The 13,509-nt window shown below is 42.1% G+C and carries 12 protein-coding genes and 1 pseudogene; 3 read left to right on the forward strand and 10 right to left on the reverse strand.

What is annotated here, in order from left to right:
• Positions 1–13: 13 nt before the first annotated feature.
• The 3 genes and pseudogenes from A7985_RS16350 to A7985_RS16360 all read right to left on the reverse strand — a co-directional run bounded on the left by A7985_RS16350 (position 14) and on the right by A7985_RS16360 (position 3,113).
• Entirely contained in the window at positions 14–1,210 is a 1,197-nt protein-coding gene (locus tag A7985_RS16350) for a glycine C-acetyltransferase (RefSeq protein WP_065791485.1), read from the reverse strand.
• A gap of 306 nt (positions 1,211–1,516) precedes the next feature.
• A complete protein-coding gene (gene gmhB, locus A7985_RS16355) occupies positions 1,517–2,074 on the reverse strand; it encodes a D-glycero-beta-D-manno-heptose 1,7-bisphosphate 7-phosphatase (RefSeq protein ID WP_065791486.1) in 558 nt (185 codons plus the stop codon).
• Positions 2,071–3,113 (reverse strand): annotated as a pseudogene (locus tag A7985_RS16360) (glycosyltransferase family 9 protein). Before A7985_RS16360 ends, gmhB begins: the two are co-directional and overlap by 4 nt.
• 129 nt (positions 3,114–3,242) lie before the next feature.
• Here A7985_RS16360 and A7985_RS16365 point away from each other — a divergent pair.
• Positions 3,243–3,971: a 3-deoxy-D-manno-octulosonic acid kinase gene (locus A7985_RS16365; RefSeq protein WP_065791487.1), complete on the forward strand. Its 729-nt coding sequence runs from the start codon at positions 3,243–3,245 to the stop codon at positions 3,969–3,971.
• Here A7985_RS16365 and hldE read toward each other — a convergent pair.
• From hldE to A7985_RS16380, 3 genes are all read right to left on the reverse strand, one after another.
• Positions 3,968–5,416 (reverse strand): bifunctional D-glycero-beta-D-manno-heptose-7-phosphate kinase/D-glycero-beta-D-manno-heptose 1-phosphate adenylyltransferase HldE, encoded by a 1,449-nt coding sequence (gene hldE / locus A7985_RS16370; protein ID WP_065791488.1) that lies wholly within the window; start codon positions 5,414–5,416, stop codon positions 3,968–3,970. The two genes, A7985_RS16365 and hldE, sit on opposite strands and share 4 nt — an antisense overlap.
• Positions 5,413–6,006 carry a D-sedoheptulose-7-phosphate isomerase gene (locus tag A7985_RS16375; protein WP_065791489.1) on the reverse strand — a complete coding sequence of 198 codons (594 nt, stop codon included), beginning with the start codon at positions 6,004–6,006 and terminating at the stop codon, positions 5,413–5,415. The genes hldE and A7985_RS16375 overlap by 4 nt, the downstream gene beginning before the upstream one ends.
• A 62-nt stretch (positions 6,007–6,068) precedes the next feature.
• Positions 6,069–7,505, reverse strand: a complete 1,437-nt coding sequence (locus A7985_RS16380) for a capsule assembly Wzi family protein (protein ID WP_065791490.1) — start codon at positions 7,503–7,505, stop codon at positions 6,069–6,071.
• Between the two features lie 145 nt (positions 7,506–7,650).
• Here A7985_RS16380 and waaA point away from each other — a divergent pair, with 145 nt between their 5' ends.
• Both waaA and A7985_RS16390 read left to right on the forward strand, forming a co-directional pair.
• Entirely contained in the window at positions 7,651–8,913 is a 1,263-nt protein-coding gene (gene waaA, locus A7985_RS16385; protein WP_065791491.1) for a lipid IV(A) 3-deoxy-D-manno-octulosonic acid transferase, read from the forward strand.
• On the forward strand, positions 8,914–9,459 hold the full coding sequence (locus tag A7985_RS16390; RefSeq protein ID WP_065791492.1) for a DUF1415 domain-containing protein: 546 nt from the start codon (positions 8,914–8,916) through the stop codon (positions 9,457–9,459).
• 43 nt (positions 9,460–9,502) lie between these two features.
• Here A7985_RS16390 and A7985_RS16395 read toward each other — a convergent pair whose 3' ends face one another.
• The 4 genes from A7985_RS16395 to A7985_RS16410 all read right to left on the reverse strand — a co-directional run bounded on the left by A7985_RS16395 (position 9,503) and on the right by A7985_RS16410 (position 13,412).
• The gene (locus A7985_RS16395) at positions 9,503–9,823 is read right to left on the reverse strand and encodes a YdbL family protein (RefSeq protein ID WP_065791493.1); all 321 of its coding nucleotides are present in this window, start codon (positions 9,821–9,823) and stop codon (positions 9,503–9,505) included.
• A 12-nt stretch (positions 9,824–9,835) separates the two neighbouring features.
• Positions 9,836–10,015, reverse strand: coding sequence for a YnbE family lipoprotein (locus A7985_RS16400; protein WP_065791494.1), 180 nt, complete (start codon positions 10,013–10,015; stop codon positions 9,836–9,838).
• A gap of 12 nt (positions 10,016–10,027) precedes the next feature.
• Positions 10,028–12,580 carry an intermembrane phospholipid transport protein YdbH family protein gene (locus tag A7985_RS16405; protein WP_065791495.1) on the reverse strand — a complete coding sequence of 851 codons (2,553 nt, stop codon included), beginning with the start codon at positions 12,578–12,580 and terminating at the stop codon, positions 10,028–10,030.
• A gap of 514 nt (positions 12,581–13,094) precedes the next feature.
• On the reverse strand, positions 13,095–13,412 hold the full coding sequence (locus A7985_RS16410) for a hypothetical protein (protein WP_065791496.1): 318 nt from the start codon (positions 13,410–13,412) through the stop codon (positions 13,095–13,097).
• Positions 13,413–13,509: the final 97 nt, after the last annotated feature.

A 13,509-nucleotide genomic window follows, 5' to 3' on the forward strand; every position in this document is an offset into this window, starting at 1 on the left:
AGGCACCTAGCTATTAAATCACACCTAAATCTTTACCAATGCGGATAAATGCAGCAATTGCTTTATCGAGCTGCTCTTTAGTGTGCGCAGCAGAGATCTGAGTACGAATACGTGCTTGACCTTTTGGTACAACAGGGAAAGAGAAACCGATAACGTAGATGCCTTCAGCGAGCAATCTGTCTGACATTTCTGCCGCAACTTTTGCGTCTCCCAGCATGACCGGAATAATTGCATGGTCTTTACCTGCGCAAGTGAAGCCAGCAGCTTCCATCTCACTACGGAAATACGCCGCATTTTCCCATAACTTTTCACGAAGCTCTTTGCCATCTTTCAACATGTCTAAGACGCGAATAGATGCCGTTACAATAGACGGAGCCAAGGAGTTTGAGAATAAATATGGACGCGAACGTTGGCGTAACCACTCAACGATTTCTTTCTTACCAGAAGTGTAACCACCAGATGCACCGCCAAGCGCTTTACCTAAAGTACCAGTAATGATGTCAACACGGTCCATTACACCACAGTACTCAGGCGTACCAGCGCCATTTTCACCAACGAATCCAACTGCGTGAGAGTCATCGACCATGACCAATGCATCATACTTGTCAGCAAGATCACACACTGCTTTCAAGTTACAGATCACACCATCCATCGAAAACACACCGTCAGTCGCGATTAGCTTGGTTTTAGCACCAGCTTCTGTCGCTGCAATTAATTGCTGCTCTAAATCAGCCATATCATTGTTCGCGTAGCGGAAACGTTTCGCTTTACATAAACGAACGCCATCAATGATTGACGCATGGTTAAGTGAGTCAGAAATGATAGCATCTTCTGGGCCTAAAATTGTCTCGAATAGGCCCGCATTCGCGTCAAAACAAGAAGAGTAAAGAATCGTGTCTTCTGTTTTTAAGAATGCGCTGATTTTTTCTTCCAACGTCTTATGAATATCTTGCGTACCACAAATGAAACGTACTGAGGCAACGCCAAAACCGTGATCAGAAAGCCCTTGTTGCGCAGCTTCAATTAGCTCAGGGTGGTTTGCTAAACCCAAATAGTTGTTTGCACAAAAATTGATTACACTTTCACCCGTTGAAACAGCAATTTCTGCTTGCTGTTGTGAAGTGATAATACGTTCTTTTTTATATAAACCTTCAGCTTTTACTTCTTCTATTTGTTGTTGAAGTTGGCTGTAAAATGCCGCTGCTCTCATGTAGAGTCTCCATTGGTTGCACGGAGTGTGTACACATCACTTTGTCGTAACACTGACGCCCTTAAAAATAACAAATCACTTCGTCGCTAGCTAATAGGCTAACCGCCCGAACTTACTCATTAATTCGTTAGACGTAAGGGTTCAAAGTAAATCAACAAAAAACGGATACACACCAAATGAAAAGTCATACCCAAGCGTATTGCTTAGTTGTTGTATGAATGCATTACATAACTTGAGTATATTTTAAAAGGTTCGCAAGCTAAATGCACGAATTGTGATTAGCTTGTTTTGTTCTACTGTAAATTTTTAAGCGCCTTTGAGTACAATATCAGGCACACCCGAAAGAGACTCACACACTAAATCAGCAGCAGACATATCAGTTTCGTCCAAATTTTGCCCTGATCTCACTAACACCTTAGTCTTCACCCCTGCCGCTGTCGCCGCTTCCATATCAGACCCCTTATCGCCGACCATAATACTCTGGGTAGGATCAATATTGTGCTCTTCAATGGCTTGTAACAACATGCCTGGGTGCGGTTTTCGGCAATTGCAGTCCACCAAGTACTCAGGTTGTGCTTTTTTAGGGTGGTGTGGGCAATAGTACACGCCATCTATTTTCACATTGTGGTCTAAAAACTGTGCACACATCCAGTCAGTTAAAGCCTTAAATTGCGCTTCGTCGTAATAACCTCTGCCAATCCCAGACTGGTTGGTCACCACCACTATTTTATAGCCTTGCTCGATAAAACGCTGGCACGCTTCGAACACACCATCAATAAACTCAAACTCTTCAATTTTATGGACATAGGCATGATCAATGTTGATCACCCCATCACGATCTAAAAAGACGGCTTTATACTTCATAATTGCTCTTGCTTTACTACTTTGTCGAACATGGACTTAACCTGCTCAACCTCTATTTGTGCCATTAAATCAGCACCCTTTACCCGCGTTCCCCAAGGGAATTCTTTGGCTGACTTGCCTTTTTGGGAAAGCAGGTTCTGATGATAGACCTCGACTACATAGTGTTGATAAAGATAAGGACCGGTGCGTTTAGGGTTTGAATGGGCATACAACCCAATTACTGGCGTCCCGACTGTCACTGCCATATGGGCAGGCCCCGTATCCGGCGCCAGTACTAATTTAGCTTCTTTAAGTACGCATAGTAGGGTCTTTAACTGCGTTTTACCTACCAAGCTAACTATGTCACAATTTGCATGCGCAATGATTGCGTCACTCAGCGTCTGCTCCATCTCCGTTGGACCGCCAGTAATCACCACGCTAAAACCTTGCTTAGACGCGTAATCAGCGAGTGCGGCGTAACGTTCAGGTAACCAGTTTCGCTCTTTTTTACTCGCTGCGGGCGATATTACAAAAATCTTCTCAAGCCCATTTAATAACGCTTTTGCCTGTAATTCATCATCGGCAGTATAAGGCATATCCCAACTAATTTGATTGTCTTTAACACCAATTGCACGGGCAAAGTTGTGAAAGCCCTCTAGTACGTGAGGTTCTTGTTGTGGATCAATGCGCTGATTAACAAATAAAGAATGCAGCTCTTTTGAACGCCCTTTATCAAAGCCAATTTTAACTTTTGCGGGAATTTGCAGCGCCGCCACATTGGCTCTAAATGCCACTTGCATATGAAGCAGTACATCAAATTTGCGCCCCTTAAAATGTGCTTTTAAATCTTTAAAAGCGCCCGACCCCGCTTTTTATCAAAAATAACAAACTCGACGCCTGGCAAACCAGCCAATAGCATCGCTTCCACTTTACCCAATACCCAAGTGATCTTTGCATGTGGGTGTGCTTTTTGAATTGCCTGCACAGCAGATACTGCATGGCATACGTCACCTATTGCAGATAGTCTTAAGATACAAATAGAAGAGATTGAATGAGACACGCAGCCTTACCAAATAATTTAATGAACGCCTGATCTTAAATTAATCACTCTGATTTGCAACACTTGCGCATTTTACTCTTGGCAAAAAATCGCTAAACTTGCGGCATATTTCCTGTAGTTCAATAAATCATGTTCAAGGTAGAAAAAACAAATAACCAATACTTGCTGTTACCAGATAACTCAACACTGAACATTCATTCTGCGTGGTTTAGTGTTCAATACTGGCGTGACCAAGACGCAATTGTAACCAGTAAGCAGGGCAGAGCGGCTGCATGGTTTATCAAACTTAAAGAAGACAAGGTTGCCGTCTTAAAACATTACTGGCGGGGAGGCTTAATTGGTAAGCTTTTATCCGATCAGTATCTTTATACGGGCTTGGAAAAAACTCGGGTTTATCAAGAATTTAAACTTTTGTCACAGCTGCATGCGCTCAATTTACCTGTGCCAACACCCATCGCGGCATATGTCGAAGTTAAGTTAGGTATTTATCGCGCAGACATTATTACAGAAGCCGTGCGTGGCGCGCAGAGTTTATGTGAGATATTGCAACAACAAACCGCCTCTGAACATGCATTAGCCTCTGTTGGACGTACAATCGCACAATTCCATCGCGAAGGCGTCTATCACGATGATCTAAATATCAACAACATTCTATTTGACCAAACAGGCCAAGTTTATCTAATCGACTTTGATAAAGGCGCAATACGCACACAAAATACAGAGTGGCAAAAAGCGAACATAGACAGGCTACATAGATCTTTCAAAAAAGAAGCCGGCAAATGGCCGACTTTCTTTTTTACAGATGCAAATTGGCAGACTTTAATAAAAGCCTACAAAGAAGAAGTGAATACTAACTAACTTTTAGTTAAACGGGCTTTTTTTATCACATTGGATGTCGAGCAACCATCTAAAAATGATAAGACTTCTACCTGACCACCTTGACTCAAAACATGATCGGCACCCGCGATTTCTTCGACTTTATAGTCACCGCCTTTCACTAGAATATCCGGGCTAATCGACGCAATGAGATTAGCCGGTGTATCATTTTCTTCAACCTTACCAAATGGGATGACCCAATCTACAGAGGCCAACGCTGACAACACCATTGCGCGTTCGTTTAGAGGGTTTATTGGGCGGTCAGCACCTTTCAATCTTGCGATTGATTCATCATTGTTGAGGCCAATAACTAACCTATCTCCCATCGCTTTTGCTTGCGCAAGATAGCGCACATGACCTGCATGTAAAATATCAAAACAGCCGTTAGTAAAAACAATTTTTTCGCCATTTTGCTTGGCAAACTCAATATGCTGCAATACATCTTCAAAAGGTGTTTGATAATGCTCGCCAGTATCTCTTAAATACTGGCCTAATTTAGCGCTGAGTTCTTCAGGCGATACGGTCGCAGCACCCAATTTCCCCACCACAATACCTGCGGCTATATTTGCCATCTCAACCGCATCTTTGGCGCTCATTCCAGCACCTAACATTGTGGTCAATGTCGCGATTACCGTATCACCGGCACCGGTTACATCGCTGACTTCTAATACTTGTGCAGCAAAATCATGTTTCTCGGTTTCTGTGATCAGTGACATACCCTGCTCAGAGCGTGTTAGTAACATCGCTTTGATACCTGACTCTGAAATAAGCTTTCGAGCACTGTCTGTTAACGTTTGTTCAGTTGTTGCATCACCACCAACTAACTTAAATTCATTTAGGTTAGGCGTAATAAAATCTGCGCCCCTGTAAACAGTCAAATCACTCATTTTAGGGTCGACAAGCACCGTCTTACCCGCACTTTTTGCAATTTGAATCATTTCCTGAATGTCAGCTAGTGCACCTTTGTTATAATCCGAAAACAGAACAAAATCGTACCTGTCTATCACGGCCGCTAATTGCTTGGTTAAAAGCTTACTATGTTCAATCTCAAAAGGCTCTTCAAGATCTAACCGAACCACTTGTTGATGACGGCTAATAACACGCATTTTCGCAATAGTTGGTAATGTTTCAATAGCAACCAATTGCGAATCGATACTTTCGGATTGCAGTATCTCATTCAGCTTGGCGCCATTGTCGTCTTTGCCAACGAGGCCTAACAGCCCGACTTTACCATCAAGATGTGCGATATTCTTTGCAACGTTAGCCGCACCACCAGCTTTGTCTTCTAAGCTGCTTACCTTGACCACTGGCACAGGTGCTTCAGGAGAGATCCTTCCTGTGTCTCCGTGCCAATATCGATCAAGCATCACGTCGCCGACTACCAGAATATTGGCGCTATGAAGATTCTGTAAGGCACTTAGATTCATTTATTTTGCTCCGAAATAAGTAAATCAACAGCTTCACATAACCAATGTCCAATAAACATGTGTGCTTCTTGTATTCTAGCAGTTTCGTCGAAATTAATTATAATCGGTAACTTAGCGATGTCTTTTACGACACCACCTTGACGACCTGTCAATGCTACTGTGTATGCACCTATCTCATTCGCCGCAGCTAATGCTAAATTAATATTTTCACTTGTACCCGAAGTTGTTAGGCCAATCACTAGATCTTCTGGCTTACAAAGCGCCTGAACTTGTCTTTCGAAAACAGTATTGAAATGATAGTCGTTACTGTGCGCCGTCAAGATAGATGTATCAGTTGTCAGTGCAATTGAAGCCAGCGGCCCACGCTCTAACTTGTAGCGTACTACAAACTCTGCTGCCAAATGCTGTGCATCAGCGGCACTACCGCCATTGCCGAACCAAATGACTTTTCCGCCTGCTTGCAGTGTTTTTTGACACTGCCTGAGCAATTCCACTGACTCTTCATGGTAGTTTGCCATATTAGAAAACAGTGCCATATGGCGGTTTAAGCTGTCTAAGTAGCTGTTTGCTATTTGGTCATTAACTGACATAGTGATCCTTAATATTGTTACTAGTCCAAAGAGTGGACCTAACTTTTATCATTACCCGTGTGTTACCAGTATACATTGACTGAAAGCCAAGTGTAATTCTCACCATACACATCTTTACCTAAAGTAAGGCTCGTTTCTACTTGGTAACTATCTACTTTTCTCGAGTTCGACAATTTAAGCTCATTCATTTTCTTATATTCAAATTTGTCGTCATTTTGATTTTCAACTGCGGTCAACTGAAGGCTCCACATTGAGTCTAAACTTTCATGGTAATTAACTTCTAATACTTGACTAGTGGTTGCGACACCATGATTAAAGTTACGATGGTTGCTAGCAAAGTGACCCAAAATAAAATCATCGATGCTATTTCCTTTAGTTGGATAAATATGGTGGGTATACCATTGTTCACTGATATCTGAGTATTCGTATCTGAGTGAAATGTCTTGTGTCAGTTTAGGTACATACGCACCAAAGCTGGTTACTGAGTTACCAAACAAGTAGTTTTTATGTTCACGGGTGTCTTCTCCACCATGCTCAATATACCACTCTATTGGTGTTGCCCAATTTGTCTTAAAGGACGTGGTAACCGTAGCCCATTGGTCGCCTAGTTCACTATCGGTACTTCCTGTCAGCCCACTGTTATCATTTCCAGCGGGATCAACATACGCTTTCACAACATCTTTGAATGCCACTTTTCTTGGCCCACCACCAAATTGCATAACACGGTTTAAACCGATCTTCCAGTTTTGCAAGGGCTCAATACTAATGTGTGTACCTGCTAGTCTTGGTGTGCCATCGTGAAGTTGTTTTTGATAGTCAATGCCCTTTTCAACATGCTCTAACTCGGAATAAAACAGTTCAAAATCAAAGTTCCACCAGTTTTTAAGTGGCGAGTTAAAACCTACCGAAACCGACAATGGAGACTGGGCATTAGTTGAATATACTTGTGCAGAATGCTTAAACGGCGAAAACCAGTGCTCTTTGTAGCCTAAATTAAGCTGCAAATTTTCCCCGCCTAGTGCATAGAAAGTATTATAAGGCACGAGCTTCCCCGACTCCACGCGATACTCTACGCCAAGCTGCATTAGCGTGTTATCGCTTCCTCTGTAAATGCCATCTAAAGACAACTCAGCATATTCACTCGAGTGATTACCTCTATCATTGGCAAGTTTTTGTTCCTCACCAGAGTCAATACGTAATTTGACACCACGGCGAGTGATAGCATCTCGCTCTAGATATGGTGCGATACGTGATCGAATACTCGCTTGAAGCGCAGGGTCTATCTTACCAAGCTTTACTATATGCTGATTTATTTCTGTAATGCGATATGGCTTGCTCATTGGTGTAATGGCAGTCAAAGTAAACATTTTTTCAATTTGATACTCAAGTATCTTATCTTTACCAATCGGTAAATAAGCCGTCGGCATTGCGAGTGCCATTGTCGAGCTAAGCCCTAAAAAAGAAACAGCAAATAATACGCTTTTATAAGTTGACCACATTTTAATTCATTCGAAATCACAACAGGGCACGCATACTAGCAAATTTACTGCTTTTGAGCACGTCCGGTAATGTGTAAAATTGTTATAGCAATTTTCATTACCCTCTTTGCGGGTTAGAATACTCTTTTATTATTTGCCAATCGTTATGACTAGATACCTATATTCCCTGCTGCTGCTATTACTTAGCCCATTTATTGCCTTTTACCTTTATCAAATTAGGGGAAAGAGAAACATAGGTTATAGATCTCACTTTGGCGAAAGGTTCGGCGTTGTCCAAAGAAACGCAGCAAAAAATTCAATCGTCATCCATTGCGCCTCGGTAGGTGAAGTGTTGGCCGCATCACCACTTATAAAGCGTGTTCTCCATGCTCACCCAAATGAACGGATATTGATCACTTGCAATACACCGACAGGCAGGGCTGAAATTCAAAAACAGTTTGGTGACGCTGTTGATTTGTGTTACTTACCGATAGATTTTGCATTTGCTGCAAAAAAATTCATTAGAACGGTTAAGCCCAAGCTGCTAATTGTTCTAGAAACCGAGCTTTGGCCTAACTTGTTTTACTATGCAAAGAAAAATCATTGCGCCATAACTGTCGTCAATGCACGCCTATCCGAAAAATCATATCTAGGTTATAAACGTTTTGCCTCCTTGAGCCGTCAAATGATGCAACATATAGATGTATTAGCCAGTCATAACGAAGAGGATGGTCGCCGATTTATTGATCTAGGGCTTGACGCGAGTCGGATGCAATCCACGGGTTCGATCAAGTTTGATATCCACATCGACGATGGAGACAAACTCAAGTTAGACGCGTTAAAAGCACAAATTGGCAACAGGCCAGTTTGGATAGCGGGTTCCACACACCCAAATGAACATGAGCAAGTCATTGCTGCACACCAATCGATACTTAATCAGCACCCAAATACATTACTGATTATAGCACCACGCCACCCAGAGCAATTTGAACCAGTCGCAGACTTACTTGCTCAATCTAAAATAAAATATAGCCGCCGCAGTAACACCTACGATAAAGGCTGTCAGGTTCTGCTGGCTGATACACTTGGTGAACTCAAGTTTCTTTACGGCAGTGCAACAATTGCGTTTATAGGTGGTAGTCTCATTGAACGTGGAGGCCATAACCCTCTTGAAGCTGCCGCCAGTGCTGTCGGTGTGCTCAGTGGACCAAGTACTTACAACTTTTCGCATATATACCCTGAATTAGTCGCAATGGAAGGGGCTATCATCTGCCATAATAAAGAACAACTCGGTGAACAGATCATCTCCTATTTAAGCGATATTCAAGCCGCTAAAGTGCTGGGAAACAATGCGCATACTTGTTTAGCAAAAAACCAAGGGGCGATTAACCGTACCCTTAACGTTATCGACTCATTAGTGGAGCAGTAAATGTCTGAGCACGTTATTAATGCGATGCAAAACTGGGTAAGTAAAGTGATTGTAAAATACAACTTTTGCCCATTTGCGAGAAAAGAGGTGGAACAACAAACCATCCACTATCAAGTTAGCTCCGTGGTATCACATGAAGATGCAGTAATGGAGATGTTAAATGAGTGTTTTGAGTTAAACAGCCTCCCTGAGCGAGAAACTACCCTGCTGATATTTTCAGAGGGTTTTAAAATGTTTGACGATTTTTTGGACCTTGTTGATCTTGCCAATGCCATGCTTTGTGCACAAGGGTTTGAAGGTAAATATCAACTCGCCAATTTCCACCCTGATTATATCTTTGCCGACAGTGATGATGCCGACCCTGCCAACTACACCAATCGCGCTCCTTTTCCTACGCTGCACCTTATCCGAGAAGAGAGTATGGCTCTAGCTCTAGAGCAGTATGATGACCCGGAGTCTATTCCCGACAATAATATTCGGCTAGCCAGGCGAAAAGGGGAAGCTTTCTGGCAACAACTGCTATCGCAATGTAAAGCGACAAAATAGCGCGGTGAAGGTGAAGCAGCGCCTAATTGGCGCTGCGACATACCTATTTCTTAACCCACTTACCATTTACTTGAATAAAATGGCCAGACGACGTTTTTTTGTAAGTTTTTTCTGCCGCTAGCTTTTCAACTTGTGCCAAGCTAATTTTGTTTTTCTTAGCCAACTGTTGATACTTCGCTTTACGCTTTCTGTTGATCTCAGCGACAAGCTTTTTCACTTCAGCTGACCCCTTGATCACTCCTAAGTAGCCCGCTGAATTTTCACCAACCAACCCCTGTGTTTTCGCTTCATTAATGGACATAGCCATCACTGAAAAGCTCAGGCATGCTGCTGCAATTGTTGTCAAAATCATTTTAGCTTTCATGTTCCGGCTCCCTTAGAATAATTCACTGTCTTCGCTAAACAGATCATCTAGCTCTTTATCTACTTTTACACGGATCTCATGATCCACTTTAACGTTCAAATTGATGGTAATTGGCTCTTTCGTCTCTACCTGCACTTTATGTGTGCATGCTGACGTTAACACAACCAGCATCAAGGCTAGCATCCATTTCATGCTTTCTTGCTCCTATTTATTGAGTGCTTTCTCTACTTCATTCGTTATCTCATCACTTAAGCGTAACGCTCTAAACAACTGAAATATATTCTCACTATGTGTGTAATTAAAATTTATCGGTTGCTTTGCCTGCTCATTCACACCAGCTATTTCTACAGCTAAATCTAACCAACCGTCTGGTGACAAAGCAACATCGCTCGATAACTTCTCTATTTCTAAGTTTTCCAACAAACTGAACGCGGTATCTATACCCGCTTGATGTGATTTCAAAGCTTCCACAGATTCATTGTTCTCTATACGTAGTAACCCCACATCCATATTCGTTAATTTGCCATTCGTAATTGATATATCGCCCTGCTCAATGGTGACTGGCAACTGACCTGATACTCTCCCTTGAAGTTCAACACCGGCGCTTTTTCCCGCTTCAGAGATGAGCGCAAGATCCCAATTATGTGCTTCGATTGAGAAGCTTTGGTCGCCGCCAGACAAATTAATCTGCTGCGCCGTGATTTCCCCATCAAAAATTACCGCTCGAATATCATTTAAAGTCAGGCTTTTATCCTTTGACATTAACTTTGCTGACACATCTGTAAGCACAGCACCAGAGCGTACCTCTGCGATATCAAGCGCGGTTTCTGACAGTACTAATTGTCCCTGCTCAAGCTTACCCACAATAGGTAAATTTATACCATTGAGATAGTGAGAGTCGTATAAAACTCCCCCCCCTTGTAAAGCTGCTTCAAATTGATAGCTTTGAGCTGACAAATCACCACTTAACTTTGCTGATATTAACCCCTCACTTAATTGCAGTTGAGGTGCCAACTGACTCACGATAGGCTGCAGGGCCATAAAACTCTGCTCCGGGACCTTCACAGATACCTCATTTAGCTCACCATCCAGAATGTGGTCAATGCTAAATTCAAAGTCATCAAGATGCGCGACATGCTGAAGTTTAACTGTGTCTTGGATGCTGCCAAAGGTCGTCAATACGGTGTCACGAAAAGACAGCTGCGGATTGGCGATTAACCCTAAATGCATTTCCCCATCAACTTGGGCGGTAAATGCATTGTTTGTCACCGTTCCTGAGATAGAAGATGTTTGATTAACATCTTTGCCGCGGATATCTTTCATCTTGAACGATCCAATATCCACTTCCGTATTGGCTGTTAACTCACCAAACTCACTAAGCCTTGCTTGAGCTTGTAGTAGGATGTACTTACCAGACAACGCTTGCAATTTATACCTTTGTCCACTGAATTGGGTCGTAAGGTCACTGATTTCTATAGGTAAATATTCGTGTTGACCAAATTTCTCAGGATGAAGCACTGACGTAGCTGTCACGCTGAGCTCAGTATTATCAAACTGTGTATCCTGTACGGTGACCTTACTGGCAATAACTTGAGAGTTAAGTTCGACGGTTAGCGATTGCAAGGGATCACCCACTAATTTGAAAGCCCCTTGACTCACTAGATCCTCAACCTGGAAGTTGTTAGGCAGTGCAAATAATGCATTACTGACTATCCAATCACCAGATATGGTTAACGTCTGTGGTTCGTAAAGGAAAGAAGATTGTAATGCGACTAGCCCCAGAGCCGCTGTGTGATGATTAACGCTGAGACGACCTTTAGCCATTCGATTATCAAACTTGAATACAGAAGACTGAATTTGAACAGTAGAATCGTTGCCCAAGTCTACAAACGTTATTTTGGGTAACGCAACTTCCGACTGACTCACTTCAACCTTTGGCCCAACTGCGACTTGCCATTGTTCACCAAATACACCTTCAGGCATACGCGACTGCACATTGGCAAAATCGGCACAATTGGCTAAATCTACCATTATCGGTAATTCAGACAGGTTTAATTGACCTTGCTTGTCGTTTAGGTCCCATGTCCCAATTATCTGGCCTTCTGCTAAAAACCCGATCGCGCATTGTGCATCTTTTTGATAACTTGCACCCAACTCAATATTGGTATCGTATTCAATCATTACCCCATCTGTCGTTAGGTTCAGGTTACCTGCAAGCTTCTCAACATCTTCCGGTAAATAGCCCTCAAAAGCTTTACCGTGCAGTGCCAGCTGAGCGATTACTTTATCTTTATATATTTCTAATTGCGCAACCACATCGCCAGTAACTGCAAACTCGTTTAACCGCACCTCTGCAACTGATAATTTTAAACGCTTGTTCAACGTGGGTGAATCAATATTCAATTGGACCACATTCAAAAGTGGTCGCCGCTCTGGGAGTGGTAAATCGAGTTTGTGCATCACATTGTTTTGAGTGCTGGGTTGTTGCATTTTATGATCGACCTCTAAAACGCCAACTTTCAAATACTGTGGTGTGAGTGTAATGCCCTTACCAGTCACCAAAACGGCATCATTCTCAAAGCATACTTCATCAACAGTTATCTCTTTAAACCCAGATAGTGACCAATCTAAGCAAGTGAGCTGCCCTTGAGGTAGATAGTACTGAGCAATCGCCAGGCTGAGTGGTACCCGAAAGGCAAGAGTAATAAAGACAGTGAGTAGCAAAGCCATCGCTACGAAGAAAAAGTTGCGGCGCATTCGTTCCTAGATAATTTGGCGACTTAAGGCTGTTAGTTTAAGCCATCATTGCGGCAATGTAATGTAGAACTAAGTAAGAAGTTGTAAAATCGAATGCAGCGAAGATCTGTAAGCCACTTAAAGATCTTCGTTTTATTTAATAAGGTCACAATGAAGTCGCTAATTTAGCCCCATTTTAATCAGCCACCTCAAATTATTGAGAGCAACATGTAAGCCCCATACCTGACATGAATAACAGGCGCTGTTAATTTATACAACACACTATTTTAAAGTATATGAATCAGCACCCTTTAAATTCATATAAGCTAAAAAGTGACTATTAAATAGTTGAACTTTTTTATCAGAAATAAAGGAAATTAATTATTTTACATGCAACTTTAAAATGACCTACCTATCAACGAAAACTAAAAAGCCGCAAAGCGGCCTAAGATAGGTATAGCGATACTACAAGCTAAATCGAGGTAGCTGATATTGTAAGCTCATGATTAGCTCACTCCAATCAGCTATAAATAGATTAATGATTGTAGCTCATTATCATCACTTTTTTGTATTTTGGATGATGATTAGGGTCAATATTTGTAGTCCAACGTACCCACATCTCTGAAGCGCCTGATGCCTTTGCAGCCAATGCGATAGACATCATGGCTTGCGTCTTTGGATTATCAGCTTTGCCAAGGCTCAACCACTCATTCACCCCTTCAACTTGAATTAAGACATCACCATCACTATTGGCGAGTACTGCCGAAATTTTACTATTAAACCTTTCTGGAGACGCAGCAAAAGATGAAAACGAGATAAACGCCATGAGCGCACTGATCAAAAAAAACTTCATAAATTTAAAACCTGAATTAACCAAAACCAATTTAACATAAAGCCAATGCTAAAAACCTTAGATATAATATATTAAACTAGCCTACTAGAGAATATAC

The organism is Pseudoalteromonas luteoviolacea, assembly GCF_001696455.1.
Classification (GTDB): Bacteria; Pseudomonadota; Gammaproteobacteria; order Enterobacterales; family Alteromonadaceae; genus Pseudoalteromonas; species Pseudoalteromonas luteoviolacea_C.

What these genes read in the sequence shown, in the direction of transcription:
- A7985_RS16395 (WP_065791493.1), bottom strand. Translation starts at nt 9,823, where the DNA reads ATGAAAGCTAAAATGATTTTGACAACAATTGCAGCAGCATGCCTGAGC.
- A7985_RS16380 (WP_065791490.1), bottom strand. Translation starts at nt 7,505, where the DNA reads ATGTGGTCAACTTATAAAAGCGTATTATTTGCTGTTTCTTTTTTAGGG.
- A7985_RS16350 (WP_065791485.1), bottom strand. Translation starts at nt 1,210, where the DNA reads ATGAGAGCAGCGGCATTTTACAGCCAACTTCAACAACAAATAGAAGAA.
- A7985_RS16400 (WP_065791494.1), bottom strand. Translation starts at nt 10,015, where the DNA reads ATGAAATGGATGCTAGCCTTGATGCTGGTTGTGTTAACGTCAGCATGC.
- hldE (WP_065791488.1), bottom strand. Translation starts at nt 5,416, where the DNA reads ATGAATCTAAGTGCCTTACAGAATCTTCATAGCGCCAATATTCTGGTA.
- A7985_RS16375 (WP_065791489.1), bottom strand. Translation starts at nt 6,006, where the DNA reads ATGTCAGTTAATGACCAAATAGCAAACAGCTACTTAGACAGCTTAAAC.
- gmhB (WP_065791486.1), bottom strand. Translation starts at nt 2,074, where the DNA reads ATGAAGTATAAAGCCGTCTTTTTAGATCGTGATGGGGTGATCAACATT.
- waaA (WP_065791491.1), top strand. Translation starts at nt 7,651, where the DNA reads ATGACTAGATACCTATATTCCCTGCTGCTGCTATTACTTAGCCCATTT.
- A7985_RS16410 (WP_065791496.1), bottom strand. Translation starts at nt 13,412, where the DNA reads ATGAAGTTTTTTTTGATCAGTGCGCTCATGGCGTTTATCTCGTTTTCA.
- A7985_RS16405 (WP_065791495.1), bottom strand. Translation starts at nt 12,580, where the DNA reads ATGCGCCGCAACTTTTTCTTCGTAGCGATGGCTTTGCTACTCACTGTC.
- A7985_RS16365 (WP_065791487.1), top strand. Translation starts at nt 3,243, where the DNA reads ATGTTCAAGGTAGAAAAAACAAATAACCAATACTTGCTGTTACCAGAT.
- A7985_RS16390 (WP_065791492.1), top strand. Translation starts at nt 8,914, where the DNA reads ATGTCTGAGCACGTTATTAATGCGATGCAAAACTGGGTAAGTAAAGTG.